22 protein-coding genes and 1 tRNA gene are annotated in these 18975 nt (G+C 47.9%); 16 read left to right on the top strand and 7 right to left on the bottom strand.

What is annotated here, in order from left to right; translation table 11 throughout:
* Positions 1 to 47: 47 nt before the first annotated feature.
* A complete protein-coding gene (locus tag FIU82_RS09065) occupies positions 48 to 227 on the bottom strand; it encodes a DUF6435 family protein (RefSeq protein ID WP_152440899.1) in 180 nt (59 codons plus the stop codon).
* Positions 228 to 339: 112 nt separating this feature from the next.
* Between FIU82_RS09065 and FIU82_RS09060 the strand changes: the two genes are divergently transcribed.
* The 4 genes from FIU82_RS09060 to FIU82_RS09045 all read left to right on the top strand — a co-directional run bounded on the left by FIU82_RS09060 (position 340) and on the right by FIU82_RS09045 (position 2660).
* Positions 340 to 660 (top strand): cupin domain-containing protein, encoded by a 321-nt coding sequence (locus FIU82_RS09060; protein WP_152440898.1) that lies wholly within the window; start codon positions 340 to 342, stop codon positions 658 to 660.
* A 77-nt stretch (positions 661 to 737) separates the two neighbouring features.
* Positions 738 to 1373, top strand: coding sequence for an energy transducer TonB (locus FIU82_RS09055; protein ID WP_152440897.1), 636 nt, complete (start codon positions 738 to 740; stop codon positions 1371 to 1373).
* Positions 1374 to 1414: 41 nt separating this feature from the next.
* Positions 1415 to 2053, top strand: a complete 639-nt coding sequence (locus tag FIU82_RS09050) for an RNA polymerase sigma factor (RefSeq protein ID WP_152440896.1) — start codon at positions 1415 to 1417, stop codon at positions 2051 to 2053.
* On the top strand, positions 2046 to 2660 hold the full coding sequence (locus FIU82_RS09045; RefSeq protein WP_152440895.1) for a hypothetical protein: 615 nt from the start codon (positions 2046 to 2048) through the stop codon (positions 2658 to 2660). The genes FIU82_RS09050 and FIU82_RS09045 overlap by 8 nt, the downstream gene beginning before the upstream one ends.
* Before the next feature lie 37 nt (positions 2661 to 2697).
* Here the strand turns inward: FIU82_RS09045 and FIU82_RS09040 are convergent, their stop codons facing one another.
* The 5 genes from FIU82_RS09040 to cmoA form a co-directional block, all read right to left on the bottom strand.
* Positions 2698 to 3495, bottom strand: coding sequence for a DUF3108 domain-containing protein (locus tag FIU82_RS09040; protein WP_081604421.1), 798 nt, complete (start codon positions 3493 to 3495; stop codon positions 2698 to 2700).
* Positions 3428 to 4087, bottom strand: a complete 660-nt coding sequence (purN, locus tag FIU82_RS09035) for a phosphoribosylglycinamide formyltransferase (protein WP_152440894.1) — start codon at positions 4085 to 4087, stop codon at positions 3428 to 3430. The genes FIU82_RS09040 and purN overlap by 68 nt, the downstream gene beginning before the upstream one ends.
* Complete coding sequence (gene purM / locus FIU82_RS09030) at positions 4087 to 5139, bottom strand: phosphoribosylformylglycinamidine cyclo-ligase (RefSeq protein WP_022945148.1); 1053 nt, start codon at positions 5137 to 5139, stop codon at positions 4087 to 4089. Before purM ends, purN begins: the two co-directional genes overlap by 1 nt.
* A 98-nt stretch (positions 5140 to 5237) precedes the next feature.
* Positions 5238 to 6206, bottom strand: a complete 969-nt coding sequence (gene cmoB / locus FIU82_RS09025) for a tRNA 5-methoxyuridine(34)/uridine 5-oxyacetic acid(34) synthase CmoB (RefSeq protein ID WP_045978442.1) — start codon at positions 6204 to 6206, stop codon at positions 5238 to 5240.
* An 11-nt stretch (positions 6207 to 6217) separates the two neighbouring features.
* Positions 6218 to 6943: a carboxy-S-adenosyl-L-methionine synthase CmoA gene (cmoA, locus tag FIU82_RS09020; RefSeq protein ID WP_152440893.1), complete on the bottom strand. Its 726-nt coding sequence runs from the start codon at positions 6941 to 6943 to the stop codon at positions 6218 to 6220.
* Between the two features lie 223 nt (positions 6944 to 7166).
* On the opposite strand from cmoA, the gene FIU82_RS09015 reads away from it, so the two are divergent.
* A complete protein-coding gene (locus FIU82_RS09015; RefSeq protein ID WP_022945145.1) occupies positions 7167 to 7856 on the top strand; it encodes a DUF3334 family protein in 690 nt (229 codons plus the stop codon).
* Positions 7857 to 7941: 85 nt separating this feature from the next.
* Here the strand turns inward: FIU82_RS09015 and FIU82_RS09010 are convergent, their stop codons facing one another.
* Positions 7942 to 8799 (bottom strand): DUF72 domain-containing protein, encoded by an 858-nt coding sequence (locus tag FIU82_RS09010; RefSeq protein WP_152441486.1) that lies wholly within the window; start codon positions 8797 to 8799, stop codon positions 7942 to 7944.
* A gap of 186 nt (positions 8800 to 8985) precedes the next feature.
* Between FIU82_RS09010 and aspS the strand changes: the two genes are divergently transcribed.
* The 11 genes from aspS (at position 8986) to FIU82_RS08955 (ending at position 18972) form a co-directional block, all read left to right on the top strand.
* Positions 8986 to 10764 carry an aspartate--tRNA ligase gene (gene aspS, locus FIU82_RS09005; protein WP_045978441.1) on the top strand — a complete coding sequence of 593 codons (1779 nt, stop codon included), beginning with the start codon at positions 8986 to 8988 and terminating at the stop codon, positions 10762 to 10764.
* A gap of 111 nt (positions 10765 to 10875) precedes the next feature.
* Positions 10876 to 11397, top strand: coding sequence for a crossover junction endodeoxyribonuclease RuvC (gene ruvC / locus FIU82_RS09000; RefSeq protein ID WP_152440892.1), 522 nt, complete (start codon positions 10876 to 10878; stop codon positions 11395 to 11397).
* 2 nt (positions 11398 to 11399) lie between these two features.
* On the top strand, positions 11400 to 12020 hold the full coding sequence (gene ruvA / locus FIU82_RS08995; protein WP_152440891.1) for a Holliday junction branch migration protein RuvA: 621 nt from the start codon (positions 11400 to 11402) through the stop codon (positions 12018 to 12020).
* 13 nt (positions 12021 to 12033) lie between these two features.
* On the top strand, positions 12034 to 13041 hold the full coding sequence (ruvB, locus tag FIU82_RS08990; RefSeq protein ID WP_022945140.1) for a Holliday junction branch migration DNA helicase RuvB: 1008 nt from the start codon (positions 12034 to 12036) through the stop codon (positions 13039 to 13041).
* 797 nt (positions 13042 to 13838) lie between these two features.
* Positions 13839 to 14540, top strand: coding sequence for a protein TolQ (tolQ, locus tag FIU82_RS08985; RefSeq protein ID WP_022945138.1), 702 nt, complete (start codon positions 13839 to 13841; stop codon positions 14538 to 14540).
* Positions 14527 to 14952, top strand: a complete 426-nt coding sequence (tolR, locus tag FIU82_RS08980) for a protein TolR (protein ID WP_022945137.1) — start codon at positions 14527 to 14529, stop codon at positions 14950 to 14952. Before tolQ ends, tolR begins: the two co-directional genes overlap by 14 nt.
* Position 14953: 1 nt before the next feature.
* The gene (gene tolA, locus FIU82_RS08975) at positions 14954 to 15886 is read left to right on the top strand and encodes a cell envelope integrity protein TolA (protein ID WP_138547487.1); all 933 of its coding nucleotides are present in this window, start codon (positions 14954 to 14956) and stop codon (positions 15884 to 15886) included.
* A gap of 9 nt (positions 15887 to 15895) precedes the next feature.
* The gene (tolB, locus tag FIU82_RS08970) at positions 15896 to 17251 is read left to right on the top strand and encodes a Tol-Pal system beta propeller repeat protein TolB (protein ID WP_152440890.1); all 1356 of its coding nucleotides are present in this window, start codon (positions 15896 to 15898) and stop codon (positions 17249 to 17251) included.
* Between the two features lie 122 nt (positions 17252 to 17373).
* A complete protein-coding gene (pal, locus tag FIU82_RS08965; protein ID WP_022945134.1) occupies positions 17374 to 17907 on the top strand; it encodes a peptidoglycan-associated lipoprotein Pal in 534 nt (177 codons plus the stop codon).
* Between the two features lie 17 nt (positions 17908 to 17924).
* Positions 17925 to 18710, top strand: a complete 786-nt coding sequence (gene ybgF / locus FIU82_RS08960; protein WP_152440889.1) for a tol-pal system protein YbgF — start codon at positions 17925 to 17927, stop codon at positions 18708 to 18710.
* A 186-nt stretch (positions 18711 to 18896) separates the two neighbouring features.
* Positions 18897 to 18972, top strand: a tRNA-Lys gene (locus FIU82_RS08955).
* Positions 18973 to 18975 lie beyond the last annotated feature (3 nt).

Raw genomic sequence — 18975 nt, 5'->3', positions numbered from 1 at the left:
GAAGGCCGCAATGGCCTGCATATAGTTCGGTGCTAGTATCTCTTTTTTTAGGTGTTTTGCGCTGTTTCTAGCTCTTTAATCTTTTTATAGATTTCATCGGCCTCGTAGGTTAATAGTGAATAACCGCGAGTGTTGCCGTTGCGCTGGGCATGCATGGCTTGTTCGAGTTTCTGCGCGTGTTGGCGTTCAAGTTTTTTGCTGGGATTCGATTTAAACCATGAGAACATCGGCTGACTCCTTCTTATTGTCCAGATTTGTACGGGGCCTAAACCCAAAGAGTTTAAAATCATCTATATTTTTCATCAGTGGCAATATTTTTCACACCATTAAGGAGCACGAATGCCCGGAAGTTACCCAGATAAAATACGTGGACTGGCGCTCTATGATGGCCGTTTTGATGCCTACCAATTAAAAGCGCAGGGCTGCGACGTGTTATTTGCTTCATACCCCGCAGGTACCACCATTGCAGCGCACACCCACGACACAGACAACCATGGGGTGATCATAAAAGGAGAATTAATACTGACGATGAAGGGTAAAACGCAGCGCGTTGGTGCAGGGCAGTGGTATTGCGTACCTGCTCATGTTGAGCATGAGGCGCACTTTGAAGTGCAGACCGATGAGATTGAGTTTTGGTTTAACGCAGAAAAAGAAAAATAAATTCACCCCTTTTTGTTTCCCCCGGCGTTTTGTTGCTAAGCCCGTTTAAATGGGTGTGTTTTCAAAAGGGGATTACTATGCAACAAACGCAAACTTTTCATAATCAGCTCTTCGCTCCCAGCGCAAAAATATTGGCGTGTGTATTTCTTGGTAGCGCAGTGACCTTCGCTATTTTCTTATTTATGGTGTCTTTACTCGATGGCCCTACTAGGGTGCCTGATGCACCGAAGGAGTATCCCATCGTCGAGATCCTCCAGCCCAAAGAGCCAACCAAGGTCATTGAGAAAGCGAAACCGGTGCCGCCTAAAGTACCACCGCGACCGCAGGAGCGTCCACAAGTTGCGGCTGAGCCTGCCTTTGAGGGCCCGGGGACAATAGCGGTTACCCCTGATGTACCTGCACCCTCAACTCAACTTGATGCTTTTCCAAGTGCGGCACAAGGCGCGGCAAGACCTTTGGTAAGAGTACCACCTCAATATCCACCGCAGGCGGCGCGCGAGGGTATCGAAGGGTTTGTGGTATTAAGATATGATATCTCCGCAACGGGGGCGGTAATGAACGCCGAGGTTATCGACAGCGAACCCAAACGTATTTTCGACCGCCATGCCTTAAAAGCACTGCGCAAGTGGAAGTTTAACCCCATGCTTGATAACGGTGGTGCGCAAGTACAGCGCAATCAACAAGTAAGGTTAGACTTCAATTTGCAGCAATAAAGGGAGAGCGGCAACTGCGGTTGCCGCACCAAGGAGTCGTTATGATAAAAGCCGCAGCGGCTTGGTTTTTAAAGCCAAAGTTACAACAAAATGAGCCGTTGAGCGATGAGCAGTTAGTGCACCAAGCACTCAAGGGGGATGCTCAGAGTAAAGCGGCGAAGCACGCGTTAGTATCGCGCTTGAGCGACGATTTACTTTACTTTTTGCAAGCGCAACTAGGCAGTGTGATTGACGATACGCACACCCGTCGGCAGCTGGCATTAGATATGCTGCAGGAAATATGGCTAATGTGGCTCTCGCATCCGCAGCGCTATCAAGACCAAGGTCACGGCAGTTTTAAAGCGTGGTTGTTTCGTGTTGCTCGAAATCGCGTAATCGATTATGCCCGTCGGGTCAAAGTGACGTTAGATATCGACACGGATGAAATAGCTATCACCTTGAATATAGACCATCAGCAGGTTGATAGACTCATTGCTGATGCCGAACTAGCCCAGTTATCAGCGGCCATGCAGCAGCTGCCCTTTCATCAAAAAGAGGCGCTGATGCTCCAACTCGAGGGGTTCAGCTTGGGTGAGATCGCGACCATTACTCACACCGCTAAAGAGAGTGTCAAAACCCGTTTACGCTATGCCAGAGACAAGTTGGCGATAGTACTGCAAGCAGGAGCAAAGAATGACTAAGTTAAGTGACGAGCGTTTACACCAAGCGCATCAGCGGCAAAAGCGAGAGCTGCGATTAACTGATACTGAAAAGAAGCAGTTGCACCACACCTTGTTTAAATCAAGGCACATCAAACAAGCATGGTGGATGCGAACACAGTGGCTCATGGCTTGTGCCGCTGTGTTTGTGCTCGGCGCGATAAGCTGGCAGCAGTATCATGGGCCGGCACCGAGTACTTACACCTTGGCGTCTTATCAGCGTATTGAAATCTATGACTTGCAAGGCAGTGAGCAGCGCGTACGTGTGAGTGCGGTGGTGCCCAGAGAAATTCGCAACATTGAAGATGCTGAGCGTCAATTAAGCGCGCAGTTACAGCGCCAACAACTTGCTTATGGTGCGGCAATTGAGGGTGAGTACCAGCGTATAGCGCGTGTTGTGCACCTTGATGATGATTGGCTACTTGCTGATTGCCAAGAGCAAGTACTGCTTGCGTTGAGTGCCCCATTATTGGCGCGTTTAAATACGCCGGCGAGGGTGCCTGAAAAGGATATGCTTATGCAGTTAGAGTTTAATACTCAAGGCCAACTCGTTGCCGTGCGTGGCGCACCGAGTCAATCATGTGGGTAGCGAGCGTGGCAAGCAGCGATGCTACTTGCCGACATTTTTATAGCGGGGTGTAGGGAACATATTTGGCCAATTCAACCTGGAATTGTTCGACACCATCTTTGCCCTTGTACATACGCACCATCATGTAATTCATTTTTGGTGCAAACCAAGCGATTGCTTGGCGCTTATCGTTATCGTAAAGGCGCTTTACCTTAACTGTTTCTACATTGCCAATAGGCAAGGTGATGGTTTCAGTGCCGACAACCTCAAAAGCATATTCGCGACTATTACCTTTTTTATCCACTATGGGGTAGGCAAATCGCTCTTGTCCTTCGGCTAATGCTTTGCGTAGGGCTATTTGGTAAGACAGTACATCTTGATAATCTGCTTTCCAAGGGCAATCGAGCGCGTATTTAGATTCGTTACTGAATACTTGTTGATTGCTGTGATCGAAGCTGATCTTGTACTCTTTATCAGGGCCTGTACCGGTGCGCTCCATGGTGTAGTAAATAGGCGTTACTTCGCCATCGGTAAACTGAAAGCGACTGGTTTCTTCACGTTCGTCGGAAAAAATCATCCACTCTATATCGCTGCGATAACTCAGTTGGTAGTGGCTATCGTCAATACGCGTGAGGGCGCGCCTGGCTTTACCGTGGCGTTCACCTTGGCGAGTGACATGGTACTCCGCGCTGTATTCAGTAAGGGCAGAGGTTGCATCGCTGGCTTGAGATTGCGGCTGTGCATCAGCGGCGAAAGAGCCGCAGCCTAAAGCTGCGACCAATAAAATATTAGCTGTCCAAGTACGCGTTAAGGTCGGCACCTTGGCTAGGAAGGGGGTTGTTATCGAGCACTGCATAGTTATCTTCCATCGTCAGTCGTTGTTCGCTGAACCACTTTACTACCAACGGATAGATTATATGTTCTTGTGCGTGGACTTTTTGTGCCAGCGTTTGTGCTGTGTCACCATTTTCAATGGGCACTTGGGCTTGGACAATTACAGGTCCGCCATCGAGCTCCTCGGTAACAAAGTGAACGCTAACGCCATGCACTTTATCGTTTGCATCTAGTGCGCGCTGGTGGGTGTTCAGCCCTTGATACTTAGGCAACAATGAAGGATGAATGTTCAACATTTTTCCTTTAAATTTTTGCACTAAGCTAGGGGTTAGAATACGCATAAATCCAGCTAATACAACACAGTCTGGTGAAAAACTATCAATAAGCTCACCCAGAGCCACATCGTATTCATCGCGAGAGGCAAAAGCTTTATGGTCTAGTACTTCAGCGCGGATCCCGCTATTGCGAGCGCGCTCTAGGCCATAGGCGTCGGCTTTGTTGCTGATCACCGCGCATACTTCAGCGGGAACATTTCCCGCTGCACAGGCGTCAATAATCGCTTGCAAGTTTGAGCCGCTGCCCGAAATCAATACTACGAGTCGGGCATGGGCCATTACTTACTTCCACCTAGAATTTCTACTTGCTCTTCATCGGCGCCGGCATCTTGAATTTCACCGATGTGCCATGCGTCTTCACCTGCGTCTTTCAGGATGCTTAAGCTTTGCTCTAGTTTATCGGCTGGCACGGCAATAACCATACCGACACCACAGTTGAAGGTGCGATACATTTCGTGTGTTTCAATATTGCCGTTTTCTTGTAGCCAGTTAAATACCGCAGGCCACTGCCAGCTATCGCCTTTAATCACGGCTTTAGCTGATTGTGGTAATACACGTGGGATATTTTCCCAGAAGCCGCCACCTGTGATGTGTGAAAGCGCATGCACATCAACTTGTTTAAGTAGCTCCAGTACCGGCTTAACATAGATACGGGTAGGTTCCAGTAGATGCTCGGCAAGAGGTTTGCCCGCAAATTCGCTGCTGGTATCTGCGCCCGACACTTCAAGTACCTTGCGGATCAATGAATAGCCATTGGAATGAGGACCACTTGAGGCTAACGCAATGAGTTGATCGCCAGCTGCGACTTTGGTGCCATCGATAATGCCTTGTTTTTCCACCACACCAACGCAAAAGCCAGCCATGTCGTAGTCATCACCTTCGTACATTCCCGGCATTTCTGCAGTTTCACCACCTATAAGGGCACAACCTGAAAGCTCACAGCCTGCGCCAATACCGGTGACCACATCGGCGGCGGTATCAACATCTAACTTTCCAGTGGCGTAGTAATCTAGGAAAAATAATGGCTCCGCACCTTGGACGATCAAGTCGTTGACACACATTGCCACAAGGTCAATCCCTACCGTATCGTGCTTTTTTAAGTCGATAGCGAGGCGTAGCTTAGTGCCAACGCCATCAGTACCAGCAACAAGAACAGGCTCTTTGTAGCCAGTGGGGAGCTGGCAGAGCGCGCCAAAGCCACCAATTCCGCCCATCACTTCAGGGCGTTTAGTCTTTTTAACAACGCCTTTAATGCGCTCAACGAGGGCGTTACCAGCGTCAATATCGACGCCAGCGTCTTTGTAGCTAAGAGACTGTTTTTGTTCGCTCACAGGTTTTCCTCAAATAAATTTAGGGGTTGCTTAGAAACGCCGGGCATTTTACAGCAAATGCCCCTTGGAGGCTAGAAAAAGGAGGACGAATGTCCTTGTTAGGCTGTGGCAACCAGCACGGCGCGAAGTGGCGCTGGATACCCTTCGATGGTTTTGTTTACATCATTTGGGTCAAGGAAGTCGGCCAGCGACTCATTTTCCATCCACGACGTGCGCCGTTGCTCTGCCAATGACGTCTGATCGGTGTCAACAACGCGAATATCTTTAAAGCCGACGCGTCGCAACCACAGCTGCAATGCGTCGGTGCTTGGGATGTACCACACGTTGCGCATCTTTGCGTAGCGGTCTTCCGGCATCAGTACCGTGTGAATATCGCCCTCCACGACCAAGGTCTCTAACACCAGTTCACCTCCCGGGCGCAATTGCGCTCGTAGCTGTGCTAAGAAATCGATAGGGGAGCGCCGATGATAAAGCACCCCCATGGAAAATACCGTATCGAAGGCTTTTAATGCTGGCAGTTGTTCAACGCCCAGAGGCAGCAAATGCACGGCAGGGTCTGGGTGATACTGTTTAATGGCTTGGAATTGACACAAAAACAAGTCGCTGGGGTCGATGCCCACCACCAGTTCGGCGCCTTCACCACGCATACGCCACAGGTGGTAGCCTGAGCCGCAGCCAATATCTAGGACCTTACGATGTGATAAATCGCTAATATGGGGTAACACGCGATCCCATTTCCAGTCGCTGCGCCATTCGGTGTCAATGTCGATACCAAACAGTGAAAACGGGCCTTTACGCCACGGCATAAAGCGCTTTAGTAGATGCGTTAACTGTTTACGTTCGCCGTCGCTAATGTCTTCGGCTTGGCCTATTGCGACCTGCGTACGAACATCAATGTTTGATGGCGTTAACTCAGGCAGGTTGTTTAGCACTTTTTGCCATTTTGGCATATCGCCATGACGAGCTTGGTCCTGCCAATGTTGCAACTGCCCAGGTAAGGTATTTAGCCAGTGGCTCAAATCGGTGCAGGCAATGTGTTGATAAAACTGATTAAACCATTGATTCATAACTGTTCCGTTTATTTAATTGCGACCATAGAGCAAAAGTTAAAGCACTGATACCACACTTGGTTTTGGCTAAAGCCGACGTCTTGCAAGCGTTCAATATGGGTGCTCAAGGTGTCGGTGCGCATGACATTTTCAATGGCGGTGCGCTTTTGGCTTATCTCTAACTCCGAGTAGCCATTGGCGCGCTTGAAATCATGATGGAGGTCAACCAATAACTCATCGACATCGGCATTTTCGCCCTTGAGTTTTTCACTTAGCAGCAATACACCTCCGGGCTTTAGGGCGTTAAAAATGCGCGTTAGCAGGGCATGGCGTTGCTCAGGTGGAATAAATTGCATGGTGAAGTTCATCGCCACGACAGAGGCGTTTTCAAGTTTGGCGTCAAGAATGTCGCCAAGCAGCACGTCAACGGGCACAGCAGAGCGAAAGCCTTGCAAATGCATGCGACAACGTTCAACCATGGCTTGAGAGTTATCAATGGCAACTATTTCACAGCCACTTTGGGTGAGGTTACGGCGCATACTAAGGGTTACGGCGCCTAGCGAGCAGCCTAAATCATACAGCCGCGTATGTGGCTGTGCGTATTTGCCGGCTAATTTACCAAGGGTGCTAACGATGGTGGCATACCCTGGTACCGAGCGTTCAATCATATCTGGGAACACCTCGACGACGTTGGCATCGAAGGTGAAATCTTTTACTTGCTGTTCAGCAGCATAAATACTGTCTTTCACTGACACTTTGCTAAGCTCTAGATAGAAACAATGACAATATTTTATCAAATTTGTTGGCGCTGTGGTGAGCTTTAGCAGCACAAATCGGCCGCGTTAGGCTGCATTCGCTTTCGCTGGGTCACAAAAGGTGCCAAAAAATGTAAACAGTACTGGCTAGTTTTTCGGTTATTCAGTAAGTTAACCGCTGTAGTATGGTTTTATGCCAGTAAATAACGATGTGAGACAGTGCATGAAAAAAAGCAAAGTAATTAGTACCGAGGATATTCTTTCCACGTTATGTCATTCGGTGACCGAGGTGTTGTCTTCTGCCAGCGGCAATAACATTAGCTATTCGGCCATGGTGCAAAAAATAACCCGCACCTGTATGCGCCCGGATATTGGCTGCTTCGTGTTATTCGATGGTGGCTTTACAGGGTTGGTGGTGACGAATTTTACCGCGCAAGCGGCGATGGAAGTCTATTCGGACTACTTGCGTAACATGGGCATGCCCGAGGAAGAGTTAGCGAAGAGCCACCTTTCTGATGATGTTTCCAATGTGCTAGGGGAGCTCATGAACCAAATCGTCGGTGACTTTACTAATAAAGTCAGGGAGCAACTGCACACGTCGATCACCCAAAATCAGCCGAAAATGATGGCCATCAACAAGCAAGTGCAAATCTCTGTGGATACCACTATGGACAGGCCTCAGGCGCGCCGTGTGACGTTTACCACACAGAACCAAAACATTTTTTATCTTGAATTGGCGATGGATAAAACGGAGTTCATCAAGCTTCATGATTTTGACATCACCGATGCGGTAGACCCTGATGACATCATTGAAAGTGCCCATGCCGATAAGCAACAAGCTGAAGAAAAAGCAAAAAAGCAGCAGGCTGAGCAGGATATCGATGATGATTTTATGGAAAACTTAGGTCTTTAATAGCCCCATACACGGCGTGAGGCTAACAATATTTGCGACCCTCTGTGACTGGTGTGATGCCAGTACATAGGCCAGCGCAGCTGTGCTAAAAGAGCTGTTCCTGTTGGTGCTTTTCACCCGGGAATGGCTCAACGGCACGGTGATAATAGCCACAAAAGCGCTGCAAATCCTGCGCAAACTGGCGTGCCAGTAAAGGCGCTCCGTCGTTATCAGCGGTGTGTAAAAACACATAAGGTGACTTGCCTTCATCTAACCACTGTTTAATCTTTGCCAACCAAGGCTGGTAATAGTGCTGATACTCATCACTTAGCGCAGCAATCACAAAACGCACCACTGGGCGCTCGCCCAAGGCCACCGCATGCACTGGTAAATGAGGTTTCTTCTGCTGTGCGTCAATAATGGCGTCACTATAGGGAGAGACGGCAAACAGCGCCCGGGTGTCCATACAAACACGATCAATATTATGTTGATGTAAAAATCGGTTCAGCGCGCGCTCGCTGTCACCTTTGGTAAAAAAATCGCGGTGGCGCACTTCCACGCTGTAGTGCAAGTCTTTGGGTAGTTGGGCAATAAAGTGTTGCAGTCGGGGTAGGTGCGTTGGTGTAAAGCTTGCTGGCAATTGCAACATCAAGCTGCCTACTTTGCTGAATAAGGGCGCCATTAGTTCAAGCCAGTGTGTGAGTTCTTGCTTTGGAGCTTGCAAGGCACTGTCGTGGCTAAAACGCTTTGGAAATTTAAAGGTAAAGCGGAAGTGCTCATCACTGCTGTGCAGCCAGCGTTTTACCACATCGGGGCTGGGGTCGGCATAGAAAGTGGTGTTTCCCTCCACTGCATTAAATACTTCGCTGTAACGGGCGAGCATCTGTGATTGTTGGCAGTGTTGGGCAAATAATTGTCCTTTCCACGCGGTATTAGACCACTGTGGACAACCTAGATAAAGCATGGTTAGAGCACGGTTCATAGTGATTGGCAGCTATGCTAGCACAGCTTTATGGCTTTGGATGTTCAATAAGTGTGCAACTCGGAGTTTGCTTCGTGACATTGACTGCCGTTTTTATATAATTGACGCAATTAATTTGGCCACTGCGTGCTTAAACCAATGCGCGCTTACAATTAAAACAGGAATATTATGCGCTCTATATATTGCGGACACTTAAATAAAAGTCATGTCGACCAAGAAGTTACTCTGTGTGGGTGGATCAACAAACGCCGCGATTTAGGTGGTTTGATCTTCGTCGATGTGCGTGACCGCGAAGGTTTGGTGCAGGTGGTGTTCGACCCGGAAGTCGAAGGGCTTATGGATGTGGCGAATAAACTTCGTCAAGAATTCTGTGTACAAGTCAAAGGGGTAGTCCGCGCTCGCCCTGACAGCCAAGTCAACAAAGACATGAGCACAGGTGAAGTGGAAATTCTGGGTACTGGCCTTGAGATCATTAACCGCAGCGACGCTCTACCACTGGATTTTAACCAGCAAAACTCCGAAGAGCGCCGTCTAAAATACCGTTACTTGGATCTTCGCCGCTTAGAGATGAGCGACCGCATTAAGTTGCGTGCCAAAGCCACAAGTTTTGTTCGCCGCTTCCTTGATAGCAATGACTTCCTCGATATTGAAACGCCGGTACTGACGAAAGCGACCCCTGAAGGAGCACGTGACTACCTTGTGCCAAGCCGTGTGCACCATGGTAGTTTCTATGCACTGCCGCAGTCGCCACAGTTGTTTAAACAATTGTTGATGATGTCTGGCTTTGACCGTTACTACCAAATCGTTAAATGTTTCCGTGATGAAGATTTACGTGCCGACCGCCAGCCAGAGTTCACGCAAATCGATATCGAAACCTCATTTATGAGTTCAGACCAAGTTCGCGGTGTTACTGAAAAACTGATCCGTGATATGTGGCAAGAGTTGCTGAATGTTGATTTGGGCGAGTTCCCGGTGATGGCCTACAGCGAAGCCATGCGTCGTTTCGGTTCAGATAAGCCTGACCTACGTAACCCGATGGAGCTTATTGACGTTGCTGATTTGGTTAAAGACGTTGAGTTTAAAGTGTTCTCTGGTCCTGCCAATGATGAGAAAGGCCGCGTAGCTGTGCTTAGTGTGCCAGGCGGAGCGTCGTTGTCACGTAAGCAAATTGATGAGTACACCAAATTTATCGGCATCTATGGCGCTAAAGGTTTAGCCTGGATGAAGGTCAATGACCGCGACGCAGGTGTGGAAGGCGTGCAATCACCGATTGCTAAATTCTTGAACGAAGAGGTGATCACCGCCTTACTTGAACGCACCAATGCGCAAACAGGCGATATCATTTTATTTGGTGCCGACTCACGCAATGTGGTCAATGAAGCCATGGGTGCGCTGCGCTTGAAGATTGGTTTAGACCTTGAGCTAACTGATTTAACTAAATGGGCACCATTGTGGGTCGTAGACTTCCCGATGTTTGAAGAAGACGATGAAGGTAATCTACACGCGGTTCACCACCCATTTACAGCGCCAAAAGATGTCAGCCCAGAGGAGCTGGAAGCTAACCCTGCCGGCACGCTTTCTGATGCCTACGACATGGTTCTTAATGGTTACGAAGTCGGTGGTGGTTCGGTGCGTATCCACAACAATGCGATGCAACAAGCGGCGTTCCGAGTATTGGGGATTAATGAGCAAGAGCAACAAGATAAATTCGGTTTCCTACTCGATGCGTTGAAGTATGGTACACCGCCGCACGCTGGCTTGGCGTTCGGCCTTGACCGTCTAGTGATGTTGCTTTGTGGTACAGACAATATTCGTGATGTCATTGCCTTCCCGAAAACGACGCAAGCATCTTGTTTGATGACCGATGCCCCGAGTGTAGCAAATCCCGACGCTTTGCAAGAGCTGGGTATCGGAGTGACTGCCTCTGAGAGTGAACAAAGCGAATAAGCGATAGCGATAAAAGAAGCGGCTCAGGCCGCTTTTTTTATGCTTCAGCTTTACACTGGTCATACATACAGTTACCATTTCCATAAGCGAGAATAATAAGAAGGTCAGTGGGTGAGTATAATTTTGGGAATTGACCCCGGCTCGCGCTTTACCGGCTATGGTGTCGTGCAGCAGCAAGGGCATAAGTTCCATTACTTGGGCAGTGGCTGTATTAAGCTAGGTGATAACGCCTTTCCGTTGCGTCTAAAAATGGTTTTCCAAGGCGTCAGCCAACTCATTGAGCAATTTAACCCTACCGCGTTTGCCATAGAACAAGTGTTTATGGCCCACAATCCTGATTCGGCATTAAAGCTAGGGCAAGCCCGGGGCGCAGCCATTGTCGCCGCCACCTTGGCCGATATTGACGTGTCAGAATACTCCGCGCGGCAAGTGAAACAAGCAGTGGTTGGGCGAGGCTCTGCGGAAAAGGCACAGGTACAACACATGGTGAAGCATATTTTGAAGCTGCCAGCGACGCCGCAAGCAGATGCCGCCGACGCCTTGGCTATTGCCATGTGCCATGGTCACTCACAACAAAACTTAATAAAACTGTCCGGTCAAGCACGTAAAACCGTGCGCGGACGCTTGAGGTAACAATGATAGGACGAATTAGAGGATTGTTGGTTGAGAAGCAGCCCCCTGAAGTGTTAGTGGAAGCAGCGGGCATTGGCTATGAAATCAACCTCCCCATGAGTTGCTTTTACGCACTTCCCGAGTGTGGCGAACAGGTCACCTTGTATACCCACTTTGTGGTGCGAGAGGATGCGCAGCTGTTATTTGGGTTTAATACGAAAAACGAACGCGCCCTGTTTCGAGAATTATTAAAAGCCAATGGGGTAGGGCCTAAACTAGGCCTAGGTATTTTATCGGGAATGTCGGCAGAGCAATTTATCCATTGCGTTCATCATGGCGATGCAAGCACCTTAGTAAAGCTTCCCGGCGTTGGCAAAAAAACCGCAGAGCGGTTAGTGTTAGAAATGAAAGACAGGCTTAAAGATTGGGGTCCTGACTTATTTACCCCTCACACTGACGCGGCACCAATAGATGCGCCCAATGGTGATACTTTGGTCGCGAATAATGCCCAAGACGATGCGGTAGCAGCACTTGAAGCTCTGGGCTATAAAAATACTCAGGCAGTGAAGTCGGTAAAAGCAGTCGCGAAGCCAGGCATGGCCTCCGAAGAAATGATTAAGCAAGCGCTCAAAGCGATGCTATAACAGAGATACCATCATGATAGAAGCGGATCGGCTGATTGAGCCAGAGGTACAGGGTAATGAGGATGTGGTCGATAGAGCCATTCGGCCTAAATTATTGGCCGACTATCACGGCCAACCTCATGTTAAACAGCAGATGGATATTTTTATCGAGGCCGCACGCTCACGTAGCGAGGCCTTAGATCATCTCCTTATATTTGGTCCCCCAGGGTTAGGTAAAACCACGTTAGCCAATATTGTTGCTAATGAACTCGATGTGAGTATTAAAACGACTTCCGGTCCGGTGTTGGAAAAAGCCGGCGATCTCGCCGCCTTACTGACAAACTTAGAAGCTCATGATGTGCTGTTTATCGACGAAATTCATCGTATGAGTCCGCATGTTGAGGAAATACTCTATCCAGCCATGGAAGACTATCAACTCGATATCATGATTGGTGAAGGCCCCGCAGCGCGCTCGATTAAACTTGATTTACCGCCATTTACTTTAATTGGTGCTACGACCCGTGCAGGCTCATTAACCTCTCCGCTGCGCGATCGCTTCGGTATTGTGCAACGTTTGGAGTTTTATTCTGTTGCCGACCTTGCCGCCATTGTCAAACGCTCCGCCGATCATCTAGGTTTAGCAGTTGACGAGCAGGGCGCTTTAGAAGTCGCCAAGCGCTCGCGAGGGACTCCCCGCATAGCTAACCGACTACTGCGTCGAGTGCGAGATTTTGCTGAAGTTAAAGGTGATGGTCGTGTATGCATTGATATTGCCGCACAAGCGCTCGATATGGTCGATGTAGACAAAAGCGGTTTTGATTATATGGACCGTAAATACTTGTTAGCGATTATAGAAAAGTTTATGGGCGGGCCGGTGGGGCTGGATAATCTCGCAGCAGCCATCGGCGAGGAAAAAGAAACCATAGAAGATGTGATTGAACCCTATCTAATACAGCAAGGCTTTATCCAGCGTACGCCGCGAGGACGGATTGTATCAGATCATGCCTATGCGCATTTTGGTCTCAGTAAAACAACAGACTAACCTTGGCACACCATGCCGAGCGTTTTGGCTCGGCCCAACCTGCCTCATTCTCTTCCCAATACACCCAAGTCTAGGTCGACGTTACTAAGCTGCTCGCCTCATAAGCTTATTAAAAGTAGAGTAATTCACAACAGATTAAGCTGTGCTTGGTATCTTATTGCAGGCAAAAAAAAGCCCGCTAACAAAGCGGGCAAAACAACAAGTTGAAGGAAGTAAATCCAAATAAGCCAAGTGAATGAGCAACGCTAAAGTTAATCAATCAATGGCCGAGGTGGGGAATCAGAAACCACCTCTTGAACTGTGCATAAGAGCTCAATTGGTTGCGCTAGCTCAGTACAGGGTGAATATTACGGACTAAATGGGCCCTAATCAAACTAGAAAAATTATATTTTTCGGATAAGAAAATCTAATATTGAATATTTTTTTAAGATGGTAATTTTCATCGTAAAGTATGGGTTTATGTTTTTTCAATATTGATATTAAAGGGAAATATTATTTGTGTGCTTTTTTTGTTCTATTAGATTTACTAGTTTCTAACGTGTAGATATTTTAGCAAATGAAAGCTTATGCGAACAAAGTGCATAAAACGCAATTAATTTGAACTTTTGTTAGGGTTTTAAAGCCCAATAATGGCGTGTACTTTTTTACATCGCATCATTAATTAGGTGTTTAACTTGGGTTTGTAGCAATTCGTGGCAAGGCCATTGTCAGCGCTACAACGACTGGTTACACTAGTGCTCATTGTGTCGTGCTCAAAGACACGTGGAAGTTGTAAACTGCGCCTCAGGAGAAAAGACGTGGATTCTGGATTAAATTTTATTGATCTTATTTTAAAAGCCAGCTTTTTAGTACAGCTGGTGATGCTTACCTTAGTAGCTCTGTCGGTAATATCGTGGGCCATCATCATTCAGCGTCGTAAAACCTTGGGCCATGCGCTTAGTAGCGCCAAGAAATTCGAATCGCGTTTTTGGTCAGGTGTTGATTTGTCGAAGCTTTACAGTGAGATTTCGGCGCGTGGCAATAAAAGTGAAGGACTAGAAGCGTTATTTACCTCAGGCTTCAAAGAATTTGCACGACACAAAAAGAATAATGTTCATTCTGCGGGTATGGTCACCGAAGGCGCACATCGTGCGATGCGTGTGGCACTTTCTCGTGAGATTGAAAAACTTGAAACAAGCTTGTCCTTCCTTGCAACCATAGGTTCAATCAGCCCCTACATTGGCTTGTTTGGTACCGTGTGGGGGATCATGACAGCCTTTATCGCCCTCGGTGAAGTAAAGCAAGCAACACTGCAAATGGTCGCCCCGGGTATCGCCGAGGCCTTGATTGCTACTGCAATGGGCTTGTTTGCAGCCATCCCTGCGGTTATCGCGTACAACCGCTTTGCCAATAAAGTTGAGAAAATAGAGTCGCATTACGCCAACTTCATGGAAGAATTTTCCAATATTCTTCATCGCCAAGCGATCACCCAAGAGGTAAAGTCGAATGTATCAGCGTAAGAAACGTCGTCCGGTCGCAGAGATCAACGTTGTTCCTTACATCGACGTGATGTTGGTGCTGCTGATAATCTTTATGGCCACAGCACCACTTATCACCCACGGGGTCAAAGTTGATTTGCCAAAGATGGAAAAATCCGAGCTGGTGGAAACTAAAGATGCACCGCCGATTATTGCCTCTATCGACGCCGATGGTAAGTACTATGTGAGTGTGGGTACTGACCCCGAAGCACCGATGGAAGCGGTGGATGTCGCCGCTGTCATCAAACTCAAGTTAGAGCAAAACCCCGATACTCCAGTGATGATTAAAGGATCAGGCCGCGTCAGTTATCAAGAAGTATTGCTATTAATGGACTTTTTGAAAAACGCCGGAGTACCCGAGGTAGGCTTAATGACGGAGTCGTTTGAGGATTAGCATGCAGCAGTATAAAACGCCACTTCTCATTTCCCTCGCTTTACACCTTGCGCTTATTGGTGCTTTGGTGGGCGTGGGTTTATTTCGTGATTCAGCACCTGAAATCATGAAAGTGACTCTTAATACACCGAGTAATGAAGATACGCCAGAGCAAGCAGTTAGCGCCGTGTCTGTTGATCAAAAACAAGTGGAGCAACGCCTCGCTGATCTTAAGCAGAAAGAGGAAGCCAAAAAGCGTGCCGAGCAACAGCGTATTAAAGAGTTGGAAGAACGCGCCGCCGCCGCCCGCAAACAGCGTGAGGCCGAAGCCGAGCAGATCAAAAAGTTAGAGCGGCAGCGTCAAGCCAAAGAGCGTGAACGTAAACAGGCTGAGGCCGAAGCTAAACGTGCTCGAGAGCAAGAACGTAAAGAGCGCGAAAAAGCACGTAAAGCCCAGCAGGAAAAAGAAAAGGCAGAGCAAGCGGCTAAAGCGGCTGCTGAAAAACGTCGCAAGGAAGAAGAAGCAGCGCGCAAGGCCGAAGCTGAACGTAAACGCAAAGAGCAAGAAGCTGCCCGCAAGGCTGAAGAAGCAAGACAAAAAGCGCTGGCTGAGCAACTGCTGCAAGAGCAATTGGCTGCCGAGCAAGCGGCACGCTCGAAAGCGCGTCGACAGCAAGTGATGTCGGAAGTGGACAAATACCGCGCTCTTATCGCCCAACGCATTCAGCAAAACTTGCTATTAGATCAGAGCTACCGTGGTAAAGAGTGCCGATTAAACATTAAATTGGCATTCAACGGCTTGGTCACCAGTGTCAGTTCACTCGGTGGCGACCAGCAAGTCTGTGAAGCTGCGGTTCGTGCAGTGCGCCGTGCCGATACCTTACCGGTCTCTAAAGATCGTGATGTATTTGAAAAATTAAAAGATATTAACTTAACGGTTAAACCAGAGTTTTAGGGGAACACCATGGTAAAGATGTGCCGATACCTGTTTATTTCCATGCTAGCTAGCGTCAGTCTATGGGCTAATGCAGCGTTGGAAATTGTTATCACTGAAGGGGTCGACAGTGCCCGACCTATCGCTGTGGTGCCGTTTGCCTACGAAGGCACCGGTGAAATGCCGATGCGCATAAGTGAAGTGGTCGCCGCTGACTTGCGTCGCAGTGGTAAGTTTAAGTCAATCGCCAGCATTAACATGCCACAGCGCCCAAGTACTGATGCTGATGTGGACTACAGTGCCTGGGTTCAAGAAGGGGTGGAAGCCATTGTTGTTGGTCGTGTACAGCAACAAAATGGCGGCCGATACCTGGTCAGTTACGAGCTAATCGACGTGCTCCGTGGGCAAATAACCGGTGGCGAGACACGCATTCTCAACAACGGTAAGTTAATCAAAAGCCAAGACCATGTACTTGACGCTCGGGAAACAGTCATCACGGCGCAAAACTTCCGCCGTTACGGTCACCGCATTAGCGATGTCGTATACGAGGCGTTGACGGGTGAACGCGGCGCATTTTTAACTAAAATTGCCTACGTGATTGTACGTGATCAAGATGATAAGCCTTATCAGCTTGTTGTGGCGGATTACGATGGTTATAACGAGCAGGTACTACTGCGCTCTAAAGAGCCACTGATGTCACCCTCATGGTCACCTGATGGCAATAAATTGGCTTATGTCACCTTTGAAAATCGTCAAAGTCAGATCTATATCCAAGATATTTACACAGGCCAGCGACAGTTAGTCACCAGCCACCCAGGTATCAACGGTGCCCCGCAATTTTCACCTGATGGCACGAAATTAGCTATGGTGCTATCAAAAGACCGCACCGGTGCTACTGAGCTTTATTTGTACGACTTACAAACAAAGCAAGAGCGTCGTTTAACTCGCCACCGGAGTATCGATACCGAGCCAACTTGGCATCCAAACGGCAAAGAGCTCCTGTTTACCTCGGAAAGGGGTGGTAATGCCCAGATTTATAAGTTAAATTTAGATTCAGGCCGAGTGAAACGCATGACGTTCGACGGTGATATGAATTTAAATGGCTCAGTTACGCCCGATGGCAAGCACTTAGTGATGGTAAATCGGACGCTGGGCCGTTATCACATTGCTAAGAAGGATCTTGAATCAGGCAACTTCCAAGTACTTACACGTACACGTTTGGATGAGTCGCCGAGCGTGGCGCCCAACGGCTCCATGATTATTTACAGCACGATGCATAACAACAAAAATGTATTGGCTTTGGTTTCAATGGATGGTCGTTTTAAAGCGCGTTTACCCGTACTTGATGGACAAGTAAAAGCGCCAGCTTGGTCACCGTTTTTATAATTCGCTCAGGGTATAGTCAGCTTTGGACGCATAAACTTGAATTTTATGTAAATTGCTTACTATATTAAGACAAATTGAAAATCAGGTGCTGGTTTCACTTTTTGATAATAGGAATCTACTCAATGCAACTTAAAAAAATAGTTAAAGGTCTGCTTATTGCAGTGCCAGTTATGACGCTAGCGGCATGTAGTTCTTCATCTAGCCAAGATGAAGGCCAAGCCAACGAGACAAATCAAGTTGAAACCCAAACAACTGATACAGTTGAAGTGGAAACAGTAAAACGCGAGAAAACAGCAGAAGAGAAGCTGCGCGAAAAGTATGAAGCGCTTCGTCAACAGCAAATCATTTACTTTGATTTTGATAAGGCAACCATTCAGAGCAAGTATGCTGAATTGCTACAAGCTCACGCTCAGTTCCTAACGCAGAACCCTTCTGTAAAAGTACTTATCGAAGGTCACGCAGATGAGCGTGGTACGCCAGAGTACAACATTGCACTAGGTGAAAGCCGTGGTCAGTCTGTAGAAAAATACCTACAGAGCCTAGGTGTTAATCCTAACCAAATGTCTGTTGTTAGCTACGGTGAAGAGAAGCCGATGGTTAAAGCGCGTAACGAAGAAGCGTTCGCCAAAAACCGCCGTGCAGTCTTGGTATACTAAAATTTAAAAGAGTAACAATGAAGCCGAAAATTATTTTGGCAGCCTTACTCATGAGCGGGAGCACCCAAGTTTGGGCTGCTCCCGCTCCTGTTTCAGAGGCCTCTGCCAGTGAATCAAGTGTCGAAAAACGTTTAAGCCGCTTAGAGCAAATGATGCAAACTCGCAATTTGCTTCAAGCCGATTTACAACAGCAACTGGATCTGTTGCAAGATGAAGTGAGTCAGTTGCGCGGGGTGACCGAAGAGCACAGCTACAAGCTAGAAAAGGTGCTGCAACGTCAGCGCGAGCTATATCAAGAAATAGAAAACCGTGTTAGCGCCGCTTATTCGCAGCAGCAACAGCCAAGCTATGATGATGGTTACAGTACGTCCAGTGCCGCGACCACCAGTGATAGCGCTGCCAGCAGTGCCGCGCCGATGAGTAGTAACCTGTCGGAAAATGAAGCGTATGACAAAGCGGTCAAGCTGATCATGCAGGACAAGCGCTACGATGCAGCTATTCCTGAGTTTCAAGCATTTCTGCAAACCTATCCAGAGTCAGTATACGTGCCGAACGCACATTATTGGTTAGGCCAACTTTTGACGATTAAAGGTGATACGAGCGGCGCCAAGGGCCACTTCGAAACCGTGGTGAATCAATATACTGATTCTAATAAGCGTGCCGATGCGATGCTTAAGTTGGGTACCTTGGAACAACAGCAAGGCCAACTCGCCAAAGCGAAGCAATTGTTTAATAAAGTGATTGCTGAGTACCCTAACACCACAGCCGCTAAATTAGCGACCGAGCGTGTTAGTAAGTTGTAGCAGATTTTGCTAAGTGTTTGCTTTTAGACCGCAGGCAGTTTAAAGCGGTCTAAAATTAGGCAACTAAGCGGAAAAACTAAAAAAAACCGAGCATTTGTATTGCACTTGGTTTTTAAATAAGTATTATAAGCGCCCGCAGCAGACGATAACCCCTCGGGGATAACGCTGCGCAAATAACGACAAAATGGGTCATTAGCTCAGTTGGTAGAGCAGTGGACTTTTAATCCATTGGTCGATGGTTCGAATCCATCATGACCCACCATTT

The organism is Pseudoalteromonas sp. THAF3 (assembly GCF_009363775.1).
Lineage (GTDB): Bacteria > Pseudomonadota > Gammaproteobacteria > Enterobacterales > Alteromonadaceae > Pseudoalteromonas > Pseudoalteromonas ruthenica.
The sequence above is the reverse complement of the archived record's forward strand: the minus strand, read 5'-3'. Positions and strand labels throughout refer to the sequence as shown.